The 26,662-nt window shown below is 61.7% G+C and carries 31 protein-coding genes and 1 tRNA gene; 18 read left to right on the top strand and 14 right to left on the bottom strand.

Going from position 1 to position 26,662, the window contains the following annotated elements; all coding sequences use genetic code 11:
• Positions 1-30 precede the first annotated feature (30 nt).
• The 16 genes from fabI to EPN31_RS12190 all read left to right on the top strand — a co-directional run bounded on the left by fabI (position 31) and on the right by EPN31_RS12190 (position 11,662).
• Positions 31-813, top strand: coding sequence for an enoyl-ACP reductase FabI (gene fabI / locus EPN31_RS12260; protein WP_291773547.1), 783 nt, complete (start codon positions 31-33; stop codon positions 811-813).
• 205 nt (positions 814-1,018) lie between these two features.
• The gene (locus EPN31_RS12255; RefSeq protein WP_291773545.1) at positions 1,019-1,819 is read left to right on the top strand and encodes a transporter substrate-binding domain-containing protein; all 801 of its coding nucleotides are present in this window, start codon (positions 1,019-1,021) and stop codon (positions 1,817-1,819) included.
• 57 nt (positions 1,820-1,876) lie between these two features.
• Positions 1,877-2,092: a transposase gene (locus EPN31_RS16715; RefSeq protein ID WP_367188314.1), complete on the top strand. Its 216-nt coding sequence runs from the start codon at positions 1,877-1,879 to the stop codon at positions 2,090-2,092.
• A 52-nt stretch (positions 2,093-2,144) separates the two neighbouring features.
• Complete coding sequence (locus tag EPN31_RS12250) at positions 2,145-3,383, top strand: site-specific integrase (protein ID WP_291773541.1); 1,239 nt, start codon at positions 2,145-2,147, stop codon at positions 3,381-3,383.
• A 79-nt stretch (positions 3,384-3,462) separates the two neighbouring features.
• On the top strand, positions 3,463-3,840 hold the full coding sequence (locus tag EPN31_RS12245) for a hypothetical protein (RefSeq protein ID WP_291773538.1): 378 nt from the start codon (positions 3,463-3,465) through the stop codon (positions 3,838-3,840).
• Positions 3,841-3,937: 97 nt separating this feature from the next.
• Complete coding sequence (locus tag EPN31_RS12240; protein WP_291773535.1) at positions 3,938-4,630, top strand: hypothetical protein; 693 nt, start codon at positions 3,938-3,940, stop codon at positions 4,628-4,630.
• Between the two features lie 132 nt (positions 4,631-4,762).
• Positions 4,763-4,954, top strand: a complete 192-nt coding sequence (locus EPN31_RS12235; RefSeq protein ID WP_291773531.1) for an AlpA family transcriptional regulator — start codon at positions 4,763-4,765, stop codon at positions 4,952-4,954.
• Entirely contained in the window at positions 4,927-5,283 is a 357-nt protein-coding gene (locus tag EPN31_RS12230; protein WP_291773528.1) for a helix-turn-helix domain-containing protein, read from the top strand. The genes EPN31_RS12235 and EPN31_RS12230 overlap by 28 nt, the downstream gene beginning before the upstream one ends.
• Positions 5,280-5,753 carry a hypothetical protein gene (locus EPN31_RS12225; protein ID WP_291773526.1) on the top strand — a complete coding sequence of 158 codons (474 nt, stop codon included), beginning with the start codon at positions 5,280-5,282 and terminating at the stop codon, positions 5,751-5,753. Before EPN31_RS12230 ends, EPN31_RS12225 begins: the two co-directional genes overlap by 4 nt.
• A gap of 169 nt (positions 5,754-5,922) precedes the next feature.
• Positions 5,923-6,687: a hypothetical protein gene (locus EPN31_RS12220; protein WP_291773524.1), complete on the top strand. Its 765-nt coding sequence runs from the start codon at positions 5,923-5,925 to the stop codon at positions 6,685-6,687.
• A gap of 49 nt (positions 6,688-6,736) precedes the next feature.
• The gene (locus EPN31_RS12215) at positions 6,737-7,039 is read left to right on the top strand and encodes a hypothetical protein (RefSeq protein ID WP_291773521.1); all 303 of its coding nucleotides are present in this window, start codon (positions 6,737-6,739) and stop codon (positions 7,037-7,039) included.
• Positions 7,040-7,050: 11 nt separating this feature from the next.
• Entirely contained in the window at positions 7,051-7,356 is a 306-nt protein-coding gene (locus tag EPN31_RS12210; protein ID WP_291773517.1) for a hypothetical protein, read from the top strand.
• An 84-nt stretch (positions 7,357-7,440) separates the two neighbouring features.
• A complete protein-coding gene (locus tag EPN31_RS12205) occupies positions 7,441-10,266 on the top strand; it encodes a phage tail tape measure protein (protein ID WP_291773514.1) in 2,826 nt (941 codons plus the stop codon).
• Between the two features lie 99 nt (positions 10,267-10,365).
• Positions 10,366-10,614, top strand: a complete 249-nt coding sequence (locus EPN31_RS12200) for a hypothetical protein (RefSeq protein ID WP_291773511.1) — start codon at positions 10,366-10,368, stop codon at positions 10,612-10,614.
• Positions 10,615-10,634: 20 nt separating this feature from the next.
• The gene (locus EPN31_RS12195) at positions 10,635-11,036 is read left to right on the top strand and encodes an HK97 gp10 family phage protein (protein WP_291773508.1); all 402 of its coding nucleotides are present in this window, start codon (positions 10,635-10,637) and stop codon (positions 11,034-11,036) included.
• 74 nt (positions 11,037-11,110) lie between these two features.
• The gene (locus EPN31_RS12190; protein ID WP_291773506.1) at positions 11,111-11,662 is read left to right on the top strand and encodes a hypothetical protein; all 552 of its coding nucleotides are present in this window, start codon (positions 11,111-11,113) and stop codon (positions 11,660-11,662) included.
• A gap of 163 nt (positions 11,663-11,825) precedes the next feature.
• Here the strand turns inward: EPN31_RS12190 and EPN31_RS12185 are convergent.
• The 7 genes from EPN31_RS12185 to tyrS all read right to left on the bottom strand — a co-directional run bounded on the left by EPN31_RS12185 (position 11,826) and on the right by tyrS (position 17,500).
• Positions 11,826-11,916, bottom strand: a tRNA-Ser gene (locus tag EPN31_RS12185).
• Between the two features lie 36 nt (positions 11,917-11,952).
• Positions 11,953-12,612, bottom strand: a complete 660-nt coding sequence (locus EPN31_RS12180; protein ID WP_291773504.1) for a riboflavin synthase — start codon at positions 12,610-12,612, stop codon at positions 11,953-11,955.
• Between the two features lie 26 nt (positions 12,613-12,638).
• Positions 12,639-13,823 (bottom strand): bifunctional diaminohydroxyphosphoribosylaminopyrimidine deaminase/5-amino-6-(5-phosphoribosylamino)uracil reductase RibD, encoded by a 1,185-nt coding sequence (gene ribD / locus EPN31_RS12175; protein ID WP_291773502.1) that lies wholly within the window; start codon positions 13,821-13,823, stop codon positions 12,639-12,641.
• The gene (gene nrdR, locus EPN31_RS12170; protein WP_291773500.1) at positions 13,804-14,271 is read right to left on the bottom strand and encodes a transcriptional regulator NrdR; all 468 of its coding nucleotides are present in this window, start codon (positions 14,269-14,271) and stop codon (positions 13,804-13,806) included. Before nrdR ends, ribD begins: the two co-directional genes overlap by 20 nt.
• A gap of 36 nt (positions 14,272-14,307) precedes the next feature.
• Complete coding sequence (gene glyA, locus EPN31_RS12165; RefSeq protein WP_291773498.1) at positions 14,308-15,552, bottom strand: serine hydroxymethyltransferase; 1,245 nt, start codon at positions 15,550-15,552, stop codon at positions 14,308-14,310.
• 63 nt (positions 15,553-15,615) lie between these two features.
• Positions 15,616-16,248 carry a YbhB/YbcL family Raf kinase inhibitor-like protein gene (locus EPN31_RS12160; RefSeq protein WP_291773495.1) on the bottom strand — a complete coding sequence of 211 codons (633 nt, stop codon included), beginning with the start codon at positions 16,246-16,248 and terminating at the stop codon, positions 15,616-15,618.
• Between the two features lie 25 nt (positions 16,249-16,273).
• A complete protein-coding gene (gene tyrS, locus EPN31_RS12155) occupies positions 16,274-17,500 on the bottom strand; it encodes a tyrosine--tRNA ligase (RefSeq protein WP_291773494.1) in 1,227 nt (408 codons plus the stop codon).
• Positions 17,501-17,784: 284 nt separating this feature from the next.
• Between tyrS and EPN31_RS12150 the strand changes: the two genes are divergently transcribed.
• Positions 17,785-19,020, top strand: a complete 1,236-nt coding sequence (locus EPN31_RS12150; RefSeq protein WP_291773492.1) for a M23 family metallopeptidase — start codon at positions 17,785-17,787, stop codon at positions 19,018-19,020.
• Between the two features lie 50 nt (positions 19,021-19,070).
• On the top strand, positions 19,071-20,159 hold the full coding sequence (locus EPN31_RS12145) for an anhydro-N-acetylmuramic acid kinase (RefSeq protein ID WP_291773489.1): 1,089 nt from the start codon (positions 19,071-19,073) through the stop codon (positions 20,157-20,159).
• A gap of 55 nt (positions 20,160-20,214) precedes the next feature.
• On the opposite strand, the gene erpA is transcribed toward EPN31_RS12145, so the two are convergent.
• The 7 genes from erpA to pmbA form a co-directional block, all read right to left on the bottom strand.
• On the bottom strand, positions 20,215-20,577 hold the full coding sequence (gene erpA / locus EPN31_RS12140; RefSeq protein WP_291773487.1) for an iron-sulfur cluster insertion protein ErpA: 363 nt from the start codon (positions 20,575-20,577) through the stop codon (positions 20,215-20,217).
• Positions 20,574-21,329: a DUF6776 family protein gene (locus EPN31_RS12135; RefSeq protein ID WP_291773485.1), complete on the bottom strand. Its 756-nt coding sequence runs from the start codon at positions 21,327-21,329 to the stop codon at positions 20,574-20,576. Before EPN31_RS12135 ends, erpA begins: the two co-directional genes overlap by 4 nt.
• A 9-nt stretch (positions 21,330-21,338) precedes the next feature.
• On the bottom strand, positions 21,339-22,403 hold the full coding sequence (argC, locus tag EPN31_RS12130) for an N-acetyl-gamma-glutamyl-phosphate reductase (protein WP_291773483.1): 1,065 nt from the start codon (positions 22,401-22,403) through the stop codon (positions 21,339-21,341).
• A gap of 147 nt (positions 22,404-22,550) precedes the next feature.
• Positions 22,551-22,943, bottom strand: a complete 393-nt coding sequence (gene rpsI / locus EPN31_RS12125; RefSeq protein ID WP_291773481.1) for a 30S ribosomal protein S9 — start codon at positions 22,941-22,943, stop codon at positions 22,551-22,553.
• 12 nt (positions 22,944-22,955) lie between these two features.
• A complete protein-coding gene (gene rplM, locus EPN31_RS12120) occupies positions 22,956-23,384 on the bottom strand; it encodes a 50S ribosomal protein L13 (RefSeq protein WP_291773479.1) in 429 nt (142 codons plus the stop codon).
• Between the two features lie 661 nt (positions 23,385-24,045).
• Positions 24,046-25,152, bottom strand: a complete 1,107-nt coding sequence (locus EPN31_RS12115) for a TRAP transporter substrate-binding protein (RefSeq protein ID WP_291773868.1) — start codon at positions 25,150-25,152, stop codon at positions 24,046-24,048.
• A gap of 89 nt (positions 25,153-25,241) precedes the next feature.
• A complete protein-coding gene (pmbA, locus tag EPN31_RS12110; RefSeq protein WP_291773477.1) occupies positions 25,242-26,609 on the bottom strand; it encodes a metalloprotease PmbA in 1,368 nt (455 codons plus the stop codon).
• Between the last annotated feature and the right edge of the window lie 53 nt (positions 26,610-26,662).

The raw sequence follows: 26,662 nt of genomic DNA, 5'->3' as shown, positions 1-26,662 counted from the left end.
AACTATCACTCTAACCAGTAGGACAACATCATGGGTTTTCTAACCGGTAAGCGCATCCTGGTCACGGGCGTGCTCTCGAACCGCTCCATTGCCTACGGGATCGCGCACGCCTGCCGCAAACAGGGCGCCGAAATCGCCCTCACCTACGTGGGCGAGCGATTCGAGGAACGCGTGCGCAACTTCGCGCGCGAACTGGACAGCGACATCGTCATCCCCTGCGACGTCTCGGACGACACCCAGATCGAAGCCGCATTCACCGCACTGCATAGCCACTGGGACGGCCTGGATGGTCTGGTGCACTCCATCGGATTCGCGCCGCGCGAAGCGCTGGAAGGCGATTTCCTGGATGGCATGACGCGCGAAAACTACCGCATCGCACACGACATCTCCGCCTACAGCTTTCCAGCACTGACCAAAGCCGCCCTCCCGCTGCTCCAGGGACGCAACGGCTCGGTCCTGACCCTGACCTACCTGGGGGCGGAAAAGGCCATCCCCAACTACAACATGATGGGCCTGGCGAAGGCATCCCTGGAGGCGAGCGTGCGCTACCTGGCACGGTCGCTGGGGCCCAAGGGCCTGCGCGCCAACGGCATTTCGGCCGGCCCCATCAAGACGCTCGCCGCCAGCGGGATTCGCGACTTCTCCAACATGCTGAAGTATGTGGAATCGCAGTCACCGCTGCGGCGCAACGTCACGACCGAGGACGTAGGCAACGCGGCCGCGTTCCTGCTCTCGGACCTGGCGGCCGGCGTCACCGGCGAAATCCTGCACGTGGACTGCGGATTCTCCAGCACCGTGCCCGGGATGGAATGACCCTCAGGGTCCCCTGCGCAGGACCCTCTCATTCAGTGCGCGGCGCCAGGCATCCGCATGCCGCCTGGCACCCGCTGCAGTCGTCATAATGATCGCGACGCAGTACAACACAGGGTTATAGCGGGTTGCCGCGTCGGCAAAGATACGCGATGGTATCGTGCTGGGCGCTGACGTCTTGCGGCCGGACATTATCACGGAGACTTGAATGAACAACGGTATGAAGATTTTGTATTCGGCCGTCGCGGTGGCGCTGTGTGCGGCGTCCGCGTCCTCGTCGGCCCTGGAGCTGGACCAGATCAAGCAGGCGGGCGAGATCCGGATCGCCATCAACGAAGGCCTCCCGACGTACAGCTTCCTGGGTGCTGACCTGAAACCCGACGGGTCGGACATCGCCGCGGCAAAACTACTTGCCAAGGACCTTGGCGTGAAGCTCAAACTGGTTTCGGTCTCCACTGCGGCCCGGATCCCGACGATCCAGACGGGCAAGGCTGACATTACGGTAGCCGCCCTGTCGATCACGCCCGAGCGCTCCAAGGTCGTGGATTTCTCGATTCCCTACTCCATGATCGAAATCACCGTCGCGGCCCCGAAGGAAGTGAAGATCACCGGGTACAAGGACCTGAAGGGCGTGACCATCGGCCTGACGCGCGCCACGACGAACGACGCCGACATCAGCAAGAACGCGCCCGACGCCAACATCCGACGCTACGAAGACGACGCGACGCTGGTGACCGCAGCCGTCAGCCACCAGGTCAAGGTCGTATCGTCCAACCCGGCGATCATGGGTGAAATCAACAAGAAGCTGACCAAGGATCCCTTCGAAACCAAGTTCGTGGAACGCGAATTCGAACTGGGTGTCGCCCTCCCGAAGAACAACCCCAAGCTGAAAGCCTGGCTGGATCAGTGGGTACGCACGAACCTGAAGAACGGCAAGCTGAACGATATCTACAAGCAATACCACGATGGCCGCGGGCTCAGTGAAAATATCCTGAAGGGCGGCGCCTGAAGCACCGCCGTTTCAACGTCAGCAAAAGCAATCGCGGCCCAGAGCCGCGATTGCTTTTTGGCCGCCGCACAAGCGATCACCCGAACAATCCGGGCTCTGGCTCTCCGGCATGAACGGAGCACCGAGAGCTCCCACTCCAAAATGGAGAGGCTCTCGGGCCGGGCGTATGGTTTCAGGAACTTTGAGAATTGGCGGACAAGAGGACCGCCTCACGCTCGCCTATCCGGATATCATCCGGGATATGTTATCCCTGTACTGTCAATGGGATACTGACACACAACGTATTACGAGATATCATCCAATCTATGTTTTCGCGTGGGGCTGGATGATGGGCTACATTACTGACAGATCGGCGCGGGCGATCAAGCCCGGAGACAAGCCAGTACCTGCTGGCGTGACTGGCATGTACCTATTCGCCAGCACCGAGCGGGGCCGTGGCAAATGGATCTTGCGCTATGTCTCACCCGTGACCGGCAAGCGGCGCGACATGGGACTTGGCAGCTACCCTGATACCGGAGTGGCACGCGCCATTGAAAAGGCCCTGGAGGCCCGCCAGCAGATCCAAGACGACATTGATCCGATCCTGGCCCGCCAGAGTACACGGGCAATACCGACCTTCGAGAAAGCTGCCCGCGATCAGTGGGAGATCCTGGCTCCAGGTTTTCGCAACGACAAGCACCGCCAACAGTGGATCAGCAGCCTGGAACAACACGCCTTCCCATCCATTGGCGGCGTGAAGGTGGACGCACTACAGGCTGAGCATTTCGCGGACATGCTGCGCCCTATCTGGCTGACGATCCCGGAGACTGCCAAGCGCATCAAAATGCGCTGTGCCTCTGTCATGGCTGCCTGCCGTGCCCGGAAATACATCCAGGGCAACCCACTGGACGACGTCGGGCCGCTGTTGCCCGCAGCCAAGCAAAAGGACGCAACACCAGAACGCCACCACCCGGCCATGCCCTGGCGTGAGGTGCCCGTCTTCGTCCGCGATCATCTAGCCCGCCAGCCGATCATGGGCGCGCGTGCTGCGCTGCTGTTCGCCATTCTGACCGCCGCCCGGTCCGGCGAGGTCAGGGGAATGACGTGGGCCGAAATCAACTTCGACCAAAAGCTATGGACAGTACCAGCTGACCGCATGAAGGCCGGCCGGGCCCATCGTGTTCCGCTGTCTGATGGCGCAATCGCGCTGCTGCGTGATCAACAGCACGGCGACGATCCCCAGACGGAGGCGCTGGTGTTCCCTGCCCTTCGTGGCGGCGAACTCTCAGACATGGCCCTCACATCCATTTTGCGCAAGGCTCAGGCGCCCAGCGACTTACCGGGCCGCGTGGCGACAGCGCACGGATTCCGGTCCAGTTTCCGCAACTGGTGCGCCGACCATGGCACCAGTACCGAGGTTGCCGAACGATGCTTGGCGCACGCCATCAGCAACAAGGTCCAGGCCGCCTACGAGCGCACCGACCGTCTAGACGCCCGCGTCAAGCTGATGGCCGCGTGGGCCGATCACGTCATGGGCCGCGTCGCTGATGCGCGTGTGGTACCGATTCGCAGTACCGCCGCCTGACGGGTTCAGGCAAAGCGGGGCGCGACGACAGAGCAATGTCGCCGCCCCCTGACCACAACGCAATACAGGAGATTGCATCATGGCTAAGATGAATGTAGCAAGGAACAGCGGCAACAGCGAAGTCGATATTTCAATGGCTGTTGATATCAAGCCGTACAGGCATATCGGCAAGGTTCACCGTCTTGAAAATGCCGTTGATGGAATATCCTATGTGGCTGACCAGGCACTGAAGTACATCGACAAAGCTGCAATAGATGCAGCAGCTCTGGTGCTGGCTGATGAGTTACTCCCCCCTGATGGGGGCAGCCGACGAGACCGCATCATGAAAATTCTTGAAGAGATCAAGGACGTGGCACGATCCGCCAGCATGGGGGTGATGTACGCGGAAGTCGGCAACGGCATTGTTTGTAGAGGAAAGGCTGTTCACAGGCAGCACGTCGAGATCGGGCGGCACTGACCAGTCGACGAAGGAAAAATCTATCAAGCGCACTCCAGCACCAGGACAAGATCATCTGCCGCCCTGGTGCCGGCAACTGCACTTCAGGGGAAGTTAAATGACAACCACCTGCGATTACTGCGGATCTGGCCTTGACTGCGAGATTGGCTCAGCGGTCGAACGCCGATACTGGAGTAGTGCCATTGGTCCCAGAATCTGCAACGCCTGCCTGCTGAGTCGCTGCGATGACTATCCAGACTTGCAGGGTGATGAACGGGTGGCCGCGCTGCGCCTGCGTTATGCCAAGCAGTGGCCCAGCGGAGAGAAGGTGTCGCATGAATTGAAGCCCGGCCGCGTGGTTCAAGTTGTCCGAGATGACGGCATGAGCGTCAAGACGATCCGCGACACAATCAAGGCCGCTCAGGGGGTGATTGATCCTGTTCTGGTCAGGCAGGCCGAGCGGGAGCTAGAAGGCTTTTTCGCTTTGCACCGCGACGGGGAACTACTGGCCGCGATGCAGGCCGGTAAGGCAGCATGGAACACCGCCAACATTATCCATACCATGCTGGATTCGAAAGCTGACGTACTGGAAGGACGACGATCCAAACGTCAGCAGATAATAAATGGCCTCTCCAGTGGTAAGGAAAGGCAGGCCGAGCGCAAGCCTGATTGGGACAAGTGGCAGGCTGAAGCTGATCGCATGGGCGCTGTAAATCCTAGACTATCGCGCAATGCAGTAGCTGAAAAAATAGCACCAGTCTGCGGAGTATCGTCTGAGACCATCCGACGACGGATAAAGAAAACTTGGTAAGGAACGCCCGCATACCAATAACGCCTTCGCCACTATAGCAACAAGCCTACATAACGCAGCAAGCCACTTCGGGAAACCTCATAGGCCCGTTTCCTGATCTGGCCTGCTGCGAGTCTTACAGGACTTGTTGCCATGACCACGATCAACCCGCCCGTATTGCGTCCTTCCCAGGCGGCCGCCTATATCGGCCTGAGCCTGCCGAGCTTTTGGCGAATCGCAAAAGCTGATCCCTCATTCCCGCGTCCGTTCAAGGTTGGCCCGAACAGCACCGCAGTCATGCGTCGCGATCTGGACGCATGGCTGGAATCGAAGCGGGTGGCGTAATGACGTCACCCACAAACAGCCACGCCCTGCGGGAACAGGGCGAAGCGGCAAATCAAAGCGCGGCAAATCGCTCGAATTATAACCCGTGGAGCACAGCGACAGAGGCTCAGAACTCCAAGCTGCTGCATCTGTTGCAACTGCGTCCGCACCACTCCGAGGAACTGCGCAAACTCGGTCTATACCACCCACCTGCCCGCGTACGCGATCTACGCCAAGCCGGATACCCCATCGCGACAAATCGCATCAACCTGATCGACCGCGACGGTTTCCAGCATCACGGCGTGGCGCTGTATTCCCTGATAGCTGAATCAGGGGGCTGCAATGTATGAAAAGCAAAACCAATCGACACAACCGCGACGGCGGCCGGTTTCTCGCGCTGCCTCATGTGGTAATGGAGTCGGAGGCTTTCAAGTCATTGACCGGACAGCAGATCAAGCTGCTGCTGGACATTGCCATGCAGCTAACGGTCGGCAATTTCAACAATGGGCAGCTATCGGCGTCCTGGCGGTATCTGTCGGAGGAAAGAGGCTGGACCAGCAAGAACACCATCAGGCGCGCCCTGACTGCGCTGGAAGACCGGGGGCTGATCTTCTGTACCCGCAAAGGCAGGCTGCCAAAAGTGGCCGCCTGGTACGCCATTACATGGGCACCTCTGCACCATCAGACAGGCATGGACGTTGGGCCGCAGTCATTACCGCGCGGCGAGTACGCGCGATGGGCGCCGAAAAACAGAGCGCCTTGCCCCAAAAGCGTACTTATGAGCTTGCCTATAGGCCCCAAAAGCGTACTTACAGCCTGACCCATAGGCCCCAAAACCGTACCTATAGGGGGTGTTTTCGTGCTGTCTCTATGCCCCAAAACCGTACACCTTCTAGAAGTGCCATCTGTTGGGGCTGCTTCTGCATCTGTATGGCAGCAATACCTAAGCAGTCATTTTTCAAAACGGGCATAGCCCAAAGGATCGCGTCATGAACACCGAAACCCACACTGTTGCCGGGCACAGTTTCGATCTACCGCAGTTGGCGACGGAAAACATCCAATCAGCCCCATCACTCGCTTTCATGGGGGCCGCCGCAGAACTGGACGATTTCGGCAAGGCCGCCCGCAAAATCGCCGATGACGACCTGCTGTCCGAGGCTGGCAAAGCCGCCAAGGCCGCACCCCTGGCCGCCCGCACCTGGCAGAAGGTAATCGACGCCCGCGCCAGCCTGGATACCTTCGCCGCCACCATCGATCAACGCGAAGCCGCCCTGTACGCCGTACCCAGCCTGGACGATGGCGCGTCTGCTGTCGCTATCGAGGATCGGGAGGCCCGTGACTGGTGGCGCAGTCTGCCGGCTGAAGGCCGCCTGAAGATGCTCAGTGGCCTGCAAACCGTGGGCGACGATGGTGAGGCGACATTCACCCGCTACAGCCGTTTGTGGGTCAGCCTGCTGCGTTCGCCCATCCCGCTGCCTGATCACGAACTGGCTGTCGTGCGGGATGTCTGGAACAGCCTGCGGCGCATCGAGAAGCCCAGCGAGTATGAAAGCATCCTGAACGATCGCAATGTCTTGACGTGGGCCATGCGCGGCCTGGCGCACCTGCAGGGTATCGCCAGTCAGGCGACCGGCTGGACCCTGGATCAGGTGGCCGACCTGGTGGCCGGAGACGACGCCCGCGAGAAGGTGGCGGCCAAGATGGGCGTGACCCATCACCAGATCCACATGGCTCAAATCCGCAAGAGCCGGTAATCACAGGGCTGGCCTTCGCGGCTAGCCCCGACACTCTGGAGGGTCGCAAGTGGCCGCTGACGACAACAACGAAACCCCGAATGCTGGCGGGCGGCAACACTTCCCACCCGGCACCACCCACCCCAAGCGCCTGCGGCTGCCGCTGACGACTGCCGTGGACGTGCGCCGGGAGCTGGCTAGGCTGTATCGCGGCATGAAGGCCGCGCAGATCCAGACTGCGGACGGCACAAAGCTGGCCTATGTGCTGAACATCCTACGCCAGACCATCGAGGCATCGGACATTGAACAGCGCATTGCGACGCTGGAACAGGCTGCAGAGGCTGCCAAAGGTAAGGGTGAACCGCAATGGTAAGAAAAGCACTTATGGCTCGCCTGGATGACCTGGCCGCCGCCATCCTTCCATTTCCGGACACGCTGGGCTGCATCGTCATGGAGGTGATCGATGCGCACATTGACGCACCGCCATACACCCGAGATTCCATCATCGGATTGCGCGCCGACGATGCGGAACTCACCAGACTGCCCGGCGAATCGTTCCAAGCCCTGCATGATCGCGCTGCCGCTGTTCCGCCAAGAGTGGCCGGGGCCGTCCGGGTCTGGTTCTGTCGATACCAGAATTCGGATTTGGCGGAGATACCAACTGCCGCTGATCCAGCGGAAACCGCGTGATTACTTGATGTAGAGAAAACAGCTTATTCAGACCAACAACCAGCCCCACAACCGGGGCCGGAAACGACCAAAAAGGTATTCAAAATGGCAGCCGACGATATCGCAAGTTTAGGGATCGAGATTGATTCCAGTCAGGTACAGCGCGCCAAGGAAGATTTGGCACAGTTGGCGAAACAGGGCCCGACCGTCTCACAGGCCATGGACCGGATCGCACAAAGGGGCAACGCGGCGGGATCGGCCCTGCGGCAGGTGGCAGACCAGGCTGGACGTGCGCAATCGTCTCTGAAGTGGATCATGGGTGGCGGTGCGCTCATCGGCGGTGCGTCACTGCTTTCGGTTTTTCATCAGATCGTTCAAGCTACCCAGGAATCAATGGCCGCTCAGGCACAGCTCGCAGCTGTGTTGCGATCCACGGGTGAGGCAGCCGGCATGTCGCAAAGACAGATCAACGACCTGGCGAAGTCGCTGTCGAATCACTCGGTTTTCAGCGGCGACGAAATCACCCAAGGCGCTACACACCTGCTTGCGTATTCGAACATCGTGGGCGATCAGATCCCGCGCGCAATGCAGGCCACCATCGATACAGCAGCCCGTATGGGCATGACGGTGGTGCAGGCTGCCGAGACGGTGGGCCGGGCACTGGATGTGCCGAGCGAGGGTATGGCAAGCCTCACGCGCCAAGGATTCCGGTTTACTGATGTCGAAAAGGAGATGGTGAAAAATCTTGAGGACGCAGGTCGCAAGGGTGAGGCTCAGGCCATCATTCTGAAGGCTCTGGAATCGTCCTACGGCGGTGCTGCGCAGGCAGCCCGTGACACGTTCGGTGGTGCGCTGCAGTCATTAAACAATGCCGTCGGAGATTTGATGAGCGGCCAAGCTGGCGGTGGCCTACAAGGTCTCACTGGCATCGTGAACGACCTGAACACGGCACTGCAGTCTGACAAGGTGCCAGTGGCGCTTAATGCGATCGGGACGGCCGTCGAAGTGGTGTCTGCCGTGATTGCTGGAAAGTTGGTGGGCAGCCTCGGAGCGTCCGCCATCGTCTTCACACGATCGAGCATCGCGGCCTACGCGAATGCTGCGGCAATGACGGCAATTGCAACGGCTTCTGAGCGCGCTGCGGTTGCGGCCGGCGTCACTGCGGTCGCCGTTCGCGGATTGGGCGCTGCCGTGTCGTTTCTCACCGGCCCGATTGGCATTGTGTTCACCGCGCTTGGTGTAGCGGCGGCATCGTTCGCGACCTACGCACAGCAGACCGATGCGGCGTCCGGTAGCACGCGGGATTTCGCGGCGTCTCTGGATACGTCGGCGACCGCGCTTGAGCGTATGTCACAGGCACAGCGCGAATCGGCCGCCGGCAAGCTTCGCGACGAACTTTCACAGGCCGTGGATGAAGCAAACACGCTGAATGAGCGGGTTGGCCTGCTCACAGATTGGGTGAACGGCCACCCGGCCGGCGACACAATGATGTCCGTCTGGAGGCGCGAGCTGACAGACCTGCAGGCACAGACCGACACCGCTGGTCAGAAGGTGGTTGAGCTTGCCAGAAAGCTGCAGGCGCTGGCAAGTTTCACGCCGGCTGCTGCTGATCCCCTAGTTGCCTATCGAACCGCGCTTGACCAGTACATGGACAAGTACGCTACCAAAGCAGAGCAGCGCGCGAAGGCGATCGCGAAGGCAAGAAAAGAACTCGGACCGCTGTTCAATTCAGACATCGAGGGCCGCATCAACGATCATTTCAAAGATCCGAAAATGCCTGCCGCCAAGACATCGGCTCTCGATTCCGTCATCAAGAAGCTGCAGGAGGAACAAGCCACCTTCGATATGAGTGATGCTGCGGCTGAGCGCTACCGCATCACGATGACGAAAGGATCTGACGCTGAAAGGCAGCGGGCGCTGACGCTTTTCGACACCGTTCAGGCTATGAAGGACGCGAAAAAGCAGACCGACCAGGCAATCGAGTCGACACGCCTATACGCGGCTGTGCAGGCTGAGATTGCCGCCTTCGAGGCTCAGAAGGCAATTGATGTGGCCTCAGTTGGTCTGGGTGACCGGCTGCGTGACCAACTCACTGAAGAAAACCAGATCCGCCAACAGTACGCACAGCGCCGCCGGCAGCTCGAAGAGGCCCAACAGGTCGAATCCACGCGGATCAATGAAGAGGCTTACCAGAAGCGTCTGGCCATCCTGTCAGCCGCCGAGCAGCAGCAAGTTGACATCATTCGCACGAAGTCTGCCGAAAAGCAGGCGGCAGAGGCCGACTGGCAAAACGGCGCTATGCGGGCTATCCAGAACTACCAGGACGAGGTCAACAACGTCGCCAGCGCCACCGAAAACGCGATGACCAACGCTTTCCGTGGCATGGAAGACGCCCTGGTTGAGTTCGTGACGACCGGCAAGTTCAACATCACAGATCTGGCTAATTCCATCATCAAGGATCTGGCTCGCATTGCCGTCAAGCAGGCGATTCTCGGGCCGCTGGCCGGCGCCCTCGGCGGCTTGTTTAGTGGCGGAGACATCGGGACGATGGGTAGCGTCGTCGGCAGCAACGGGCTGGAGGGGATCGCAACAGTGCCATTCGCCGCTGGCGGCTACACCGGAGACGGCGGCAGATTTCAGCCGGCCGGGATCGTCCATAAGGGCGAAGGCGTGCTCAGCCAGTCCGAAATCCGCGCCATCGGCGGCCCCGCCGGGTTCGCGGCGCTGCGAAGCGCCATCCGTGGGCCGGGTCACGCAATGGGCGGCATGGCTGGAAATCCGTCTCGGCCTGGCGCATCGAGTAACCAGCGCCCCGTCGTGACGGTCCCCATCACCATCGTCACGCCGGACGCCAATTCCTTCCACAAATCCAAAGGCCAGGTTACCCGAGAGATCGGAATGGCCGTGAACCGTTCGCTGGCGAGAGGATGATGAGCGCTTACCTAATGATGGTGGCTGCGTGGGCAGCAGAACACAGCCCCACATCCAGACACAACCGATGAACAATTCGAGCAGAACGGAGATATCGCAATGATCGAACGCACACTGAAGGACCAAATCGACCAGGCTGCAAAAAACGGCATCGCCACATTCAGAAAGCAGGTTGTCACCGCCGGACTGCGCGGTCCGGAGCTGGCCGCGTTCGACTTCAAGATGGGCGAATTCCGCCGCCGGTTCGTCGAGAAATCCGCCGCCCGATTCGAGGCCCTGGCCAATGATATAGGCCGCGACATGATGGCGGAGCTTGAAACTGAGTTCGGCAAGATCGTGCGGCACTGACGATCAAGGGGGGCTCATAGGTGCACCATGAACTAGATCTATGGCCGCTGGTGGTTAAGGCCAATGGCAACATCGATAAGGCTGTACGTCAGGCGCTGATGCTGGCCGCCCAGGGCGTCGTGATGAACAGCCCTGTCTTGACCGGACGCCTTCGAGCATCATGGGGTTTCGGTGTGGACCACCCAAAGAACGGGCCGACAGGCGTGACGGACAAGAGCGGACTATTTACCCTGAACCAGATCACTGCGGCGATTAGGTGCGTAGAGATAGGGTCGAAGAAGTTCTACATCACCACCGGCCTGCCCTACGCCAAGAGGATCGAATACGAGGGCTGGTCGAAGAAGGCACCCGCTGGGATGGTGCGGATCACCATCGCCAACCTGCCGAACGCCATCCGCGATTACGCCAGAGGGCTGAAATGAAAGCCATCGTGGCGGCAATGAAGGATTGAGCGTAAATTTCCCTGTATCAAAATGACACAGGGTGGAGTGCGTCCATGTTCTTCGCGTTTCTGATCGCCATGGTTGGCGTGTTCGTCGTGGTTGTTGGATTCGGAGTTGCCTTTAGCAGGCAGTACACAACGCAAACAACTGGCCAGGTTGTGGATGTATCCAGCAATGCGACAGTCGGAAAATCCCTGCGAAAGGCTGGGCTGTCGATTGTTTTTGTCGGCGCTGCCATCTTGGTCGGTGATTGGGTTTGGTATCAGTTTTCGTACATGAGCCAGGATCGCGTAACTACGCGCCAAGTCGCCCAGGCCAAAAACCAGATCGACATGAACGAGATCAAGCTGCAGAGGCTGGTGCGCAGCTACGTTTCGGCCATGATGAAGGACCCCGGCAGTTCGGAATTCAGGAACCAATACGGTGTTTGCGGTGAAGTGAACGCCAAGAACTCTTTTGGGGCGTACACCGGCTACAGGCGGTTCGTCGCCAAATCGGAGCGCATGGTTTTTTTGGAGGGGAACTCTGCACTCTCTGCCGCTGACTTCGGCACCCTCTGGGCGGAAGCTTGCGGGACATCCCCAACAGGAGCCGAGCGTAGGTAGCCAACAGCCGCCTTCTGGCAGTTTTCTTCTAGACTGAAATTCGCCCAGGCCGTCGCAAGTGCACTACACCCGCGAAGTCTGCATCACAGGTGGGCTAAATGATGGGCTGGAATATGGTGCTGTTCTTAATTATTATTTAAATCAATGACTTATGGCGAATCATTGGCGGACAAGAGGGGATTCGAACCCCTGATACGCTATGAACGTATACACGCTTTCCAGGCGTGCGCCTTCAACCACTCGGCCACCTGTCCTGTACGCCGTGCCCTACCGACACGGACGAAAGTCCGCTATTTTAGCAGATCACCGGTGCCCTGCAATCCAGCGTGTGGAGCGGCCGCCAGCCCACCCACCATGCGCTCGACATAGCGGGCAATCGTATCGATCTCCAGATTGACCGGCACACCGACCTGCAGATGGCGCAAGGTCGTGACCTGCACGGTATGGGGTATCAGGTTGATGGAGATTTCCGTGCCTTCTTCCTGATCATCGACGCGGTTGACCGTCAGGCTGACGCCATTGACGGTAATGGAGCCCTTGTAGGCCAGATATCGGGACAGATGCGCGGGAACGATGATCCGTAGTTCCACCGATTCAGCCACCGGATCCATGCAGGTCACGCGGCCGACCCCATCCACATGGCCGGAGACCAGATGCCCATCCAGGCTGTCTCCCAGACGAAGCGCATGTTCCAGATTGACCTCGCCCAGCCGATCCAGGCCGCAGGTGCGATCCAGGCTCTCACGCGAGACATCCACGTCAAACTCCTGGTCCCGCAACTCGACTACCGTCATGCAGGCCCCCTGGATAGCGATCGAGTCACCCAGGCGCGTGCGCTGCAGCGGCAGCCCGCCGGCGTCTATCCGTAGGCGCACGCCGGCATCCGCTTCGCGGCTCAACGGTGTGACCTCGACGATGCGGCCGACAGCCGCGACAATTCCTGTGAACATGGTGACCCCGTAGAAACAGCGATCCGTCAGGCCGATCCCGTGTCCGCGTCCAGCATGCCGCAGGCCAGCCGCAAAGCCTGCCAGTGGCCCGGATGGCGCATGCGCAGCCTCAGATCCCGCCCCAACTGTACCGCATCCAGAAACTCGTAGGCCGGCGCTGACGACAACTCCGCCACCGGATCCGGAAGCGCCACAAGGCCCCGTCCCTCTCCCAAGACCTCGGGTGCGACATAACCCACCCACTCGTCCACCAGATCTGCAGCCACGAGGGCGCCTTGCAACCGCGCACCAGCCTCGACATGGACCTCGTTGATTTCATGCTCGCCCAGCCAGCGCATCAGGGCCGGCAGCGACAACCCGCCCCCGGCACCCACCGGAAGGACAACCACGCGCACGTTGCGGGCGGCGAGCCGGTCGGCTTTCGCCGCATCCACCCGCGCGGTGAACACCCACACCGGATCGCCATTGATCAAACGCGCGTGCTCGCTCAGCACGAACTGCGTATCGAGCACACCCCGAATGGGCTGCCGGGTGGTCTCCACCGCCCGCACGTCCAGCAACGGATCATCGGCGAGTACGGTGCCGATTCCGGTCAGCACCAGACAGGCGCGCGCACGCCACCGATGGCCGTCCGTACGGGCATCCTCGCCGGTGATCCACTGCGAGCGGCCATCGGGAAGCGCCGTGCGGCCATCGAAGCTCATAGCGGATTTCAGCCAGAGCCAGGGGGTGCCGCGCGTCATGCGGGCGCAAAAGCCCGGATTCAGCGCCAGGGAGTCCGCCGCGAACAAACCCGCATCCACACGAACGCCAGCGCTGCGCAGACGGGCGATGCCGCCACCCGCCACCCGTGGGTTGGGGTCCTGCAGCGCCACGACGACACGCGATACGCCAGCGCGGATCAGCGCATCGACACACGGCGGCGTGCGCCCATGGTGGTTGCAGGGCTCCAGCGTGACATAGGCGGTCGCGCCATGCGTGTCCAGCCCCCGGGACGCAGCCTCATGCAGCGCCTGGACTTCGGCGTGGTGGCCGCCCACACGCTGGGTGAAGCCTTCGGCCAGCCAGCACCCGCCACGCACCAGCACACAGCCTACCCGGGGATTGGGGTTGCTCAGGTAGAGCGCCTGACCAGCGACGGTGAGCGCCCGCCGCATCCAGCGGTGATCCTCCGACGAGAAGTCGGGCGAATCATTTGGCAGCGTCGTCATTCACCCGAAACTCTTCGATCGCGCGCACGAATTCGTGAATGTCGCCGAAGCTGCGATAAACCGAGGCAAAGCGTACATAGGCCACCTGGTCCAGCAGGCGCAACTCGGCCATGACCAATTCGCCGACCGCATCGGACGAGATCTCGCGCTGGCCACTGGTGAGGAGATGTTCCTGGATGCGCGCCACGGCAGAATCCAGCGCTGTCGCGGTCACTGGCCGCTTGCGCAGCGCCAGCGCCATGCTGGCCCGCAGCTTGACCGGATCAAAGTCAGCCCGTGTGCCGTTGCGCTTGACCACCGCGGGCATCATCAGATCGACACGTTCGTAAGTCGTGAAGCGGCGATCGCAGGCCGTGCACCGGCGGCGGCGGCGGATGGTATCGCCTTCTTCGGAGACCCGGGAATCGATGACCTGTGTATCAGGGCAGCTGCAGAATGGACACTTCATGGCGTGAAGGGCGCACGGGGCGCCCATCCTGGTGGGTCAGCGGTATACAGGCAGGCGCCGGGTAAGCGCGTCGACTCGCTCCCGGACCTGGGAAATGTTGCCCGCGTCGTTGGGATTGTCGAGCACGTCGGCAATCAGGTTTCCGGTGAGTTCGGCCTCGGCTTCCTTGAAGCCGCGCGTGGTCATGGCCGGTGTCCCCAGACGGATGCCGCTGGTGACGAAGGGCTTTTCAGGATCATGCGGAATGGCGTTCTTGTTGACAGTGATGTGGGCCTGCCCGAGAACGGCCTCGGCAGCCTTGCCCGTGATGCCCTTGGCACGCAGATCCACCAGCATGACGTGGCTTTCGGTGCGCCCCGACACGATCCGCAGGCCACGCTTGACCAGCGTGTTGGCCAGCACCACCGCATTCTTGGCGACCTGTTCGGCGTAAGTCTTGAATTCAGGTTGCAGGGCTTCCTTGAAGGCCACGGCCTTGGCCGCGATGACGTGCATGAGCGGCCCGCCCTGGATGCCCGGAAAGATCGCGGAATTGATGATCTTTTCGAACTCGGACTTCATCATGATCACGCCGCCGCGCGGCCCGCGCAGGGACTTGTGCGTGGTGGTGGTGACGAAGTCAGCATGCGGGAAGGGGTTGGGATAGACTCCGCCTGCAACCAGGCCGGCATAGTGGGCAATATCGATCATCAGCAGCGCGCCATTGTCATGCGCGATGCGCGCCATGCGCTCGAAGTCGATGCGCAGCGCATAGGCCGAGGCCCCGCCCACGATGAGCTTGGGCTTGTGCTCGCGCGTCAGGGCTTCGAGCTGATCGTAGTCCAGCACCTCGTTCGCATCCAGCCCATACGAGATGAAGTGATAGAGCTTCCCGGAAGCATTGACCGGCGATCCATGCGTCAGGTGTCCGCCTTCGGCCAGGCTCATGCCCAGCACCGTATCGCCCGGATTGAGCACCGCCATGTAGACGCCCTGGTTGGCCTGCGAACCCGAATTGGGTTGCACGTTGGCCGCTTCGGCATTGAAGATCTGCTTCACGCGGTCAATGGCAAGCTGCTCCACCACATCGACGTTTTCGCAGCCCCCGTAGTAGCGCTTGCCCGGATAGCCCTCCGCGTACTTGTTCGTGAGCTGCGTGCCCTGGGCCTGCATCACAGCGGGGCTGGCGTAGTTTTCAGAAGCGATCAGCTCGATGTGCTGTTCCTGGCGAACGTTTTCCTTCTGGATGGCTGCCCAGATGTCGGGGTCGGCCTGGTCAAGGGTGATGGAGCGGTCAAACATGGATGGTCCTAAAGGGGCAAGAAAGGCGGATTGAACAGGTCATTCTATCGCGATCACGACGCGCTACAGAGCATGCAGACGCGGATTCAGTGTATAGGTGCCGGTCAACGAGGCCTGAGCCAGCACGTGCCCCTGCATGGCCGCTCTGACCTGCTCGCCTGTGAAGCGCCCGGACACGTCGAGTTCGGCCACGTCCAGCGCATGCACCGTAAAGACATAGCGGTGCACCAGCGCATCGTTCCAGGGTGGGCACGGCCCGTCGTAGCCGAAGTAGTCGCCATTCATGTCACGATCGGCCGCGAACCAGTTCGTGTAATCATTCAGCCCCTGACGCGTGCCGTCCAGGGCCAGCGGCCCGGCCTTGCCGCGCGGCGTAATGCCATTTGAATAGCTGCCCTCGGCCAACGTGCGGACGTCCGCCGCCACATCGACCAGGACCCAGTGAAAGAAATCGGCGCGAGGCAGATCCGCCGGAACCTCGCGCCCCACCTGGTTCACATCGTCGGGCTTCGTGGGTACATCGGGATCCACCACCAGGATGACGAAGGAGCGCGTCCCGTCCGGGACGTCAGTCCAGGCCAGATGCGGGTTGCGGTTTCCGGCCAGAGCCACGCGCGAATGTGGATCGATGCGTGCAAAGGCATTGCGTTCGGGTATGACCGCCTGATCGGGAAAAGAATCGCTCTGCAGTTTCATGGCCATGGCCCTCCGGAATTGCCGCCTAGGTCAGTGTCACCCGGGCGAATTTGCGTTTACCGACCTGCATGACGTAGGTGCCTGCAGGCAGCTTCAGAGATTTGTCCTCGATGCGATCGCCATCCACGCGTACCCCCCCCTGCTCCACGTTTCGTTGCGCTTCGGTGGCCGAAGCCGCCAGCCCCGACTCGCGCAGGACTTTCAGGATACCCATGGGCGCGACCCCCGCCGTAATCTCAGGCATGTCGTCGGGGAACTCGCCGTCGCGGAACCGGGCATTGAAGTGTTCCAGCGCCGAAGCGCCGCAACCCGCGCCATGGAAGCGATCGACGATTTCCTGCGCCAGCATGACCTTCGCATCGCGCGGGTTCCGCCCGGCCGTAATCCCCGCCTGCAACGCTGCGATCTCATCCAGCGTGCGAAAGGACAGCAGCTCGAAGTACCGCCACATCAGCGTGTCAGAAATCGACATGAGCTTGCCGAACATGGAGTCAGGCGCTTCCGTGATGCCGATGTAATTGCCCTTTGACTTGGACATCTTCTCGACCCCATCGGTTCCCTCGAGCAGCGGCATCGTGAGGATGCACTGGGGTTCCTGGCCGTATTCCTTCTGCAGTTCGCGACCCACCAGCAGGTTGAACTTCTGGTCCGTTCCACCCAGCTCGAGGTCAGCCTTCAGGGCCACCGAATCGTAGCCCTGCAGCAGCGGGTAGAGGAACTCGTGCACCGAAATGGGAATGCCGCCCTTGAAGCGCCGCGTGAAATCATCGCGTTCCATCATGCGCGCCACGGTGTAGCGCGAGGCAAGCTGGATCAGGCCGCGCGGGCCGAGTTCGTCGCACCATTCCGAGTTGTAGCGGATCTCGGTGCGCTCGGGATCCAGCACCAGACTGGCCTGTGCGTAGTAGGTCTTGGCGTTCTCCCGGATCTGCTCCGGCGTCAGCGGCGGACGCGTGGCGTTGCGGCCGCTGGGGTCGCCGATCTGTGCGGTGAAGTCGCCAATCAGGAAAATCACGGTATGGCCCAGATCCTGGAGCTGGCGCATCTTGTTCAGCACCACGGTATGGCCCAGATGGATGTCGGGTGCCGTGGGATCCAGGCCCAGCTTGATGCGCAAAGGTGTGCCGGTTGCCCGACTGCGGGCCAGCTTGGCGGCGAATTCAGAGGCGACGAGAAGTTCATCGCAACCCCGCTGGGCGACACGCAGATCGCTGACGATCCGGGGATCCATGGGGTCGGAGGGGGACGACATGATAGATGTTTTGACTGGAAAAATTGAAACACAGCTCGAAAAAGCACCAACTATGCGCTAGCATAACGTGCCTTTGCAGCTTCTGTACAACACATTCGTCACGAAGCCGGACGAAACGGGCCTCATGTTACCAGAGCCCGCTGGCCGGAACTCGTGCACGCCGCATCCCATCGGACCATCCACCTACAATGCCTGACGCCCAGCAGACACCCATCCACCGACATGTCACTCGTAGTCTGCTTTTCGCCGCCGGGGGGTTGTTTCTGACTGCAGCAGCATTGGCCGTGGTGCAACCATCGGCGCCTCCCGAGCCTGTGTTCCAGGCTCGCCAGACGCTGAATCTGGCGCCGCTGGGCGCCATCGGTACCCAGACGGCCAAACCCTATGTGGCTTCGACGCGCATTCGGCGCGGCGACACGGTCGCCGACCTGCTGGACCGCCTGGGGGTCGATGAAGACGGCCTGCTTGCGTTCCTGACGCACGACGCAAGCGCACGCTCCATCTACAAACTGTACCCAGGCCGCACGATAGAGGCGGCGCTGGACGAGCACAATGATCTTGTCTGGCTGCGCTATGTCCACACGCCAGGCACCAGCGTCAAATCCGGCGTGGATTCGTCCTGGCTGGAAGTCCGCCCCGACGGCAAGGGCAGCTTCTCGGCGCATGAACGCACCATGGCAGCCACACCCGAACTTCGAATCGCCGAAGGTGAGATCTCCAGTTCCCTGTTCGGCGCCGCAGACGAGGCTCATCTCCCGGATTCGGTCACCCTCGAGATGGTGGACGTCCTCGGCAGCCGCATCGATTTCCTGAAGGACCTGCGCAAGGGTGACCGCTTCCGGGTTTTGTACGATGCCTACATGCACGACGGCGAGGAAGTCGGCACCGGGCGCATTCGCGCGCTGGAATTCATCAACGGCGGCAAGACCTACAGCGCGGTCTGGTTCGACAATGGGAACGGCACCAGCGGTTATTACGATTTTTCGGGCGCCAGCCTGAAGGGCGCCTTCCTGAAGACGGCCATCAAGTTCACACGCATCAGCTCACGCTTCGGCATGCGCATGCATCCGCTGCACAAAAAATGGAGCGGTCACAAGGGCGTGGACTACGCGGCGCCGACGGGAACCCCCATTCACGCCACGGCAGACGGCACAGTCGCCTTCATCGGCCAAGAGAATGGCTATGGCAACGTCATCATCTTGAAAAACTTTGGCCAGTACTCCACGTTGTATGCGCACCAGAGCCGCTTCGCCGCAGGTCTGAAAAAGGGTCAACATGTCCAACAGGGACAGCTGATCGGCTACGTCGGCCAGACGGGCTGGGCCACGGGCCCACACCTGCACTACGAATTCCGCATCAATGACAAGCCTGTCGATCCCCTGTCCGTGGATCTGCCAGTCGCCCGTACGCTGGACCCCGCCGATCACAAGGCCTTCGATACGCTGGTGGCACGCTACCAGCCCGAAATCAAGATGATGGCTGCGCTTCAGGACAGCCGCATCGAGGTCGCCCAGCGCTGACCCGCCAGCGGCACCGCCGCACCACCCGCCCACCGAGCCCGTCGTCACACATGTCCGAACTCTATATCGGCCTGATGTCAGGCACCAGCACGGACGGCGTGGACGGCATACTGGCCGACCTGGCAAATCAGGATATCCATGTGCTGGCGGACGCCAGCATGCCGCTGCCGGATTCGTTGCGCCAGGAGCTGCTGGCACTGAACAGCGCTGGCGACAATGAACTGGCCCGCGCCGCCCTGGCCGCCAATGGACTGGTCGATTGCTACGCCACGATCACCGAACAGCTGCTGCGGACCAGCGGCGTCGCTGCAGGCTCGGTGCGCGCCATCGGCGCCCATGGCCAGACCGTGCGCCACGCACCGCAGGCCGGCTACACCGTCCAGATCAACGCCCCCGCGCGCCTGGCGGAGCGTACCGGCATCGCCGTGGTGGCGGACTTCCGCAGCCGCGACGTGGCGGCCGGCGGCCAGGGGGCGCCATTGGTTCCAGCCTTCCACGCTGCGCGCTTCGGCCAGGCGACGGGCCGCGTGATCCTGAACCTGGGTGGGATCGCCAACCTGACGATCCTGGAAGCCCCTGTTCGCGGATTCGACACCGGACCCGCCAACATGCTGATGGACGCCTGGGCGCAACGCCACCTGGGACAGCCGTACGACGACAAGGGCGCCTGGGCAGCACAGGGCCGCTGCGACACCGAACTTCTGCGGCATCTATCCGCTGAACCGTGGCTGGCCCTGCCGCCGCCTAAATCGACGGGTCGAGACCTGTTCAGCATCGACTGGCTGGATGCACGGCTCCACGCGTGGCCGGTTTCCGTCTCGCCCACGGACGTGCAGGCGACGCTGCTGCAACTGTCGGTGACCACCATCACTGAGGCCATCGCCGCACACGCGGGTGCCGTGCGCGAAGTCGTCGCCTGCGGTGGAGGGGCACTCAATCCGGTTCTCATGCAGGCGCTGGCGCAGATTCTGCCTTGTCGCCTCACCACGACCGCCGACTATGGGGTTCCGGTGCTGACCGTAGAGGCGTTGGCATTCGCGTGGCTCGCTCATGCACACTTGCACGGACAGGCCGCATGCTGGCCCGCCGTCACGGGCGCACGCCACCCCAGCATCGCCGGGTGCCTCTACCCCGCATGAGCATCGCAGGGGTAGAACCCGGCCATGAGGCAACCGCTACGCGTCCGATGCCCGATCAGGGCGCGAAAGAGGTCCCGCAACCGCAGGTGGCATTGGCGTTGGGGTTGCGAATGACGAACTGAGCGCCCTGCAGGTCCTCGTGGAAATCCACCTCGGCGCCCGCCAGATAGGGGGCACTCATCGCATCGACCACGACCGCCGCTCCGGCATGTTCGACCAGCGTGTCATCGGCCGCAGCGACTGTCTCCAGAGCAAATCCATACTGAAACCCCGAGCAGCCACCACCCTGGACATAGACCCGGAGCTTGAGATCAGGATTGTCTTCTTCGCGCATGAGCACCCTCAGACGCGCAGCCGCAGCATCCGTCAGCATTGGGGTCGTCGCCTGCCGAAGGTCGGAATGATCGATCTGAGTCATTGGCCGTCCTTTGCGGGAACGACGGCCATCGCCGCCATATTGGCTTCGTGAGACGCCCGGACCGTATCGCCTTCCAGCACGTCGACGCGCACCGACTGAATCGTCAGACCCTGAACCCGCTGCAGCACGCCGGTGCTTCGCTGGTACTGATCGAACGACAGCGCCAGGGGATCAGCAGCCGTGCCGGTGCCCTTGCCAGTATCGTTCCCGGCGCCCGACTGCCTGGCCTCCGGCGGGGAGAGTTCGACCTTCACGGTTGTCCCGTCCTGCAAGCCAGTCGCCATGAAACGCAACCGCCCCTTGAACGCGTCGGCTGGTTCCGCCATGCTGCGGGTCAGCAGCACCCGATATTGCAGGAAATCACCTTTGGGCTGTATGTCGAAGGCCCGCACGGTGACCGCCCCTGCGGGGCCAGGCGGCAGCAACTGCTCGTAGAAGGACAACTGGTCTTGCGTGCTGCCCAGCGTCTTCTGCAGTTCGGCGATCTTGTCCTGCAGCGCCCGCTGGGTACCGCCTTGCACGCCAGTCTGGCTGCGCTGCGCGGCCAAGGCCGCCTGAGACTCGGTGAGCTTCGCCTGCAACTCACCATTCTGGGCCTGCAGCGCCTGCATGTGCGCACGGTCACCGCCATGCATGCCCACATGCATCACAATGGCGCCCGCGACAAACACCAGCACCAGCACGAGGAGCCGCGAAAGGCTCCGCACCAGCCAGCGGCTCAACCCGCCACCACCGTTTCCATTACCCGCCATCACTATCTCCTACGGCAGAATCGCAACCTGTTGCAAGCCGGTGGTTTCAGGAAACCCGAACATCAGGTTCATGTTCTGCACTGCCTGACCAGCGGCACCCTTGACCAAATTGTCCTGCACCACCAGCACCACCAGCGTGTCCCCATCCCCCGGGTGATGCACCGCCAGGCGCAGCATGTTCGAGGCCCGTACGGAACGGGTCTGTGGCAGACTGCCGGGCGGCATCACATCCACAAAGGGCTCATTGGCATAACGCTGTTCGTAAACGGCCTGGAAATCGGTCTCCATGGCCTCCGGCAAAATACGCAGGTACAGCGTCGAAAACATGCCGCGGATCATGGGTACCAAGTGCGGTACGAATGTCACGCCCACGGGCACGCCGGCGATCCGGCTCAGGCATTCCATGATTTCGGGGTGATGGCGATGACCAGCCACACCATACGCGGCAAAGTTGTCGGCGGCCTCGCAGAACAGTGACCCGACCTGGGTCTTGCGCCCGGCACCAGACACGCCGGATTTGGAATCGGCGATGATGTGGGCGATATCCACCAGTGGGCGCCCGGCCTGAAGGACCGGCGCCAGCCCCAGCAGCACCGTGGTCGGATAACACCCCGGATTGCCGACGACACGCGCCGTACGGATCCGCTCGCGGTCGAGCTCCGGCAGGCCATAGACCGCATCCCGCAGCACGGTGGGGCAGCTATGCGGCATCTTGTACCATCTCTGGAACGTATCCACGTCCTGCAGGCGGAAGTCCGCCGCAAGATCGATCACACGCACGCCGTGCTCCAGCAGCCCGGGGGCCTGCTCCATCGCTACACCATGGGGCGTCGCGAAGAAGACGACATCACACTGATCCAGAGCGGCTTGTTCGGGCGTCTGAAAACGCAGGTCCACATGGCCACGCAAATTGGGGAACATGTCGGCTACCGGCAGGCCGGATTCCTTGCGGGAAGTGATGGCATGCAACCGCACATTGGGGTGCTGTGACAGCAACCGCAGCAATTCAACCCCGGTGTAGCCGGTGCCCCCCACGATGCCAGCCTTGATCGGCGATGCAACGTCCTGCGACATATCGGAAATCCTGAAAGGAGCGGGGCCGGACAGTCAGCCCCGCCAAAGAAATGAAAGACAGACTTTATTGTAATGGGTAGCGAGCGGCGAAAACGAAAACCCCGGCACAAGGCCGGGGTTGTCTCGTCGCAGCAGAACTGCCTGCGATCAGCGCTTGCTGAACTGCTTGCGCCGACGGGCCTTGTGGAAGCCGACCTTCTTGCGTTCGACCTCGCGGGCGTCGCGCGTGACCAAGCCTGCCTGCTTGAGCGGCGACTTCAGCGTTTCGTCGTAGTCGATCAAGGCGCGCGTGATGCCATGGCGCACGGCACCAGCCTGGCCGGATTCACCGCCACCGATGACGTTGACGTGGAAGTCGAAGGATTCCAGGTGGTTCGTCACCACCAGCGGCTGGCGGACGACCATGCGGCCCGTTTCGCGGGCGAAGTATTCGTCCACCGGGCGGCCGTTGACGACGATCTTGCCCGTGCCCTTCTTCAGAAACACACGCGCCACAGACGTTTTGCGGCGGCCAGTGCCGTAATTCCAATTACCGATCATGATGGCCTGTCCTCAAATTTCCAGCGGTTGCGGCTGCTGCGCGGTATGCGGATGTTCCGCACCAGCGTAGATCTTCAGTTTCTTGGCCATGGCGTAGCCCAGCGGGCCCTTGGGCAGCATGCCCTTGACGGCCTTCTGCAGGGCGCGTCCGGGGAATCGCTGCTGCATTTTCTGGAAGCTGGTCTCGGAAATCCCACCCGGGTAGGTGGAGTGGCGATAGTAGCGTTTGTCCTGCGCCTTGGCGCCGGAGACAACCAGTTCTGATGCGTTGACGACGACGATGTAATCGCCGGTGTCTACGTGCGGCGTGAATTCGGGTTTGTGCTTGCCACGCAAACGGCGTGCGACTTCGCTGGCCACACGGCCGAGGATTTTGCCCTTGGCGTCGATCACAAACCAGTCACGCTTGACTTCATGCGGCTTGGCCACAAAGGTCTTCATGATGGTGTACCTGATTGATTGATGTAAAGATTTCCAGCTGACTCAGCCCGGATCGTCTGGGCTTTGTAGGTCGTGAGGTAGGTCACGGAACCGAGCCCGTACGAGTACGGATTCAAACGGAAATCCAACCATTGTACATGAGATTCCGTTCTTCAGTGACACCGGGGCGGGAGGACTGCCAGGGGACCACGCTACGGCAGGTGGCCCTCCCGTTGGTCGGACTTCCCGGATCTGCCTCGTCCGAGCGGGCGTCGCCGGCCGTTCTCCCTGCGGTCGTCGTCCGTCGCCGAATTCCCCCGCTCTCCCTTCGTCAGCATCCGGCACCAGCCTACCCGCGTGCCCCCCGGCAGTCCTCCCGCCCCTCGCCTAAGCCCATCGGACATCTACGTAGGATGCGAGACATCCTAACTGAGACGCACCGGCGCGTGGGGGTGATGATCCCTTGCGCGGGTAGGCGAGCGCCGGTGGCTTCAGAAGGGAAGCCGGGGAATTCGCTGACATCCGCCCGACCGCAAGGAGAAAGGATGGCGGCGCCGGGCTGGACGAGGAAGGACCGGATAGCCCGACCAGCGGGAGGGCCGCTCGCCGTAGCGCAAGGGATCATCACCCCCGCGCGCCGCGAACAACCAAAAAAACGGCCCGGACCAAAGAACAGTCCGGTTTACTTCTTCTCGCTCTGGCGCATCACCGCTGCACCCAGATAATTGTCGAACGCATTCTCAGCCACCCGGAACCACGGCACAATGTTGTCGCGGAACGCCTTGTAATTGGCATAGATGCTCCTGAAGCCCGCGTTCTTGTCGCTGAATTCCTTGTATACGACCCCGGACGCCTGGAACGCCGCATCCATGACGTCGCGCGGGAACATCCGCAGCACCGCACCGCCGGCCAACAGACGCCGTAAAGCCTCTGGATTGTGGGCATCATAATCTTCAACCACGCCTGCGCCCGCGGCACGCGCTGCCACCTCGATCACGGCCTGGTAGGATTTCGGCAATTCCGCATGGGCCTTGTCGTTCACATAGAGCGACACCTGACCCTCGCCTCCCCACCAGCCCGGGTAATAGTAGTATTTCGCGACCTTCTGGAAGCCCAGCTTTTCGTCATCGACCGGGCCCACGAATTCGACCGCATCCAGTGTGCCCTTTTCCAGCGCAGGATAGATATCACCCGGCGCGAGCTGCTGCGGGACAACTCCCAGGCGGGACAGGACTTCGCCGGCGAAGCCTGCCGTGCGCATCTTCAGGCCCTTCAGATCGTCGACCGTCTTGATTTCCTTGCGGTACCAGCCCCCCATTTGGGGGCCCGTGTTGCCGAAGGGGAAATTCACGATGTTGTGCGGCGAAAAGAGTGCGCGCATGAGTTTCATGCCGTCGCCCTGGTACATCCAGGCATTCATCTGGCGGGTGTTCAGGCCGAACGGCATCGCCGTGTCGAAGCAGAACGACGGATCCTTGTCGGAGTAGTAGGAGGAAACCGTCTGACCGCAGTCCACCGCCCGGTTGCTGACGGCATCCATCACACCGAGAGCCGGAACCAGTTCGCCGGCCGGATGCAGGCGGATATCGAAGTTACCGTCGGTCAGGTCCTTGACCATCGTGCAGAATCGCTGTGCCGCGCCAAACAGCGGCGACACCGAAGGTCCGTAGGTGGAAGTCATCTTCCAGTTGATCTGGGGGCTGGGCTGCGCGACGGCCGGGGCTGCGATGGTCGCTGTGCCGGCCACCGCACCCAAACCGGCCTTCTTCAAAAACGCGCGACGCTGCATGGTCATCGATGCTCCTAGTCTGGTCGATCTTTGCCTGTTCGAGCAGTGGCGCAGCGATATTACACCGCACCACCCGCCGACACGGCCGTCTACTGGCCGGCAATGGCCATCTGATCAATCAGGATCGACCCCGTGGATTTGGCACCGCGCGCATACACGTCTGCACCGATTGCCACGATGCTGCGGAACATGTCCGCCAGATTCCCGGCTATCGTGATTTCTTGGACAGGATGGCGGATCACTCCGCCCTGCACCCAGTAACCGAACGCGCCGCGCGAATAATCGCCGGTCACATAATTCACACCCTGGCCGATCAGCTCGGTCACCAGCAAGCCGGTATCCATCTTGCGCAGCATGGCATCCAGATCATCGTCGGGGCGCGTCAGGCGAGAGCACAGGCTCAGGTTGTGCGAGCCCCCAGCGTTTCCGGTGGTCGTCATACCAAGCTTGCGCGCTGTATAGGTGGACAGGAAATAGCCCTGCAGCACGCCTTGGCCCACGACTCGGCGGGCCTGCGGCCGCACGCCCTCGGCATCGAACGGGGAACTGCCCTGAGCGCCCGGGATGTAGGGGTTCTCAATCACATCCAGATGATCTGCCAGAACCGGCTTGCCCAGAGAATCCAGCAGAAAGCTGGTCTTACGATACAGCGCACCGCCGCTGGTGGCCTGCACCAGCGCGCCCAGAAGACCGACTGCCAGCGGCGCCTCGAACAGCACCGGGAACCGGCCAGTTCGAACGGGCCTCGCACCCAGGCGGGAGAGCGCACGCCCAGCTGCATAGCGGCCGACCTCGACGGGCGAGGCCAGGTCCTCGGCACGGCGCGCCGAGCTATACCAGAAGTCCCGCTGCATGCCATCGCCGCGCCCGGCAATGGGGGCGACAGACAGGCTATGCCGGGAGTAGGGATAGCCGCCCAGGAATCCCCGCGAATTGCCCAGCACGAAGTGACCTTCCATGGTGTCCACGGATGCGCCTTCGGTATTGGTGATCTCGGGGCTGACCGCGAGTGCCGCACGCTCGGCCTGAATCGCCAGGCGCGCTGCACCGGCCGCATCGATCGCCCAGGGGTGATGCAGATCCAGATCGGGGTAGTCCAGCGCCAGCAGATCGGCCTCTGGCAGGCCTGCGGCAGGATCTTCTGCCGTATAGCGCGCAATGTGCCAGGCCGCGTCCACCGTGCGCTGCAGTGCGTCCCCCGAAAAGTCCGACGTCGATGCCGAACCGCGACGCTGGCCTGCAAACACCGTCACGGCCAGCGAACGGTCGCGTGTCTGCTCAATGGTCTCGATAGTACGCTGGCGCGCTGCGACCGACAGCCCCCGGCTCTCGGAAATTTCAACGGCGGCATCCGTCGCCCCGGCCTCGCGGGCGCGGCGCAGTGCGTCCGTCACCAGGTCACGAAACCGCGCCTGCTGCGTCGGGATATCCAGAAAATCATCAGATGGGTTGTTCATGCGCGATCCGCAAAATAGAGCCGGTTATGATAGATGGTCGTGATTCATTTTAT

This window comes from Castellaniella sp. (assembly GCF_004321985.1).
Lineage (GTDB): Bacteria > Pseudomonadota > Gammaproteobacteria > Burkholderiales > Burkholderiaceae_B > Castellaniella.
The sequence above is the reverse complement of the archived record's forward strand: the minus strand, read 5'-3'. Positions and strand labels throughout refer to the sequence as shown.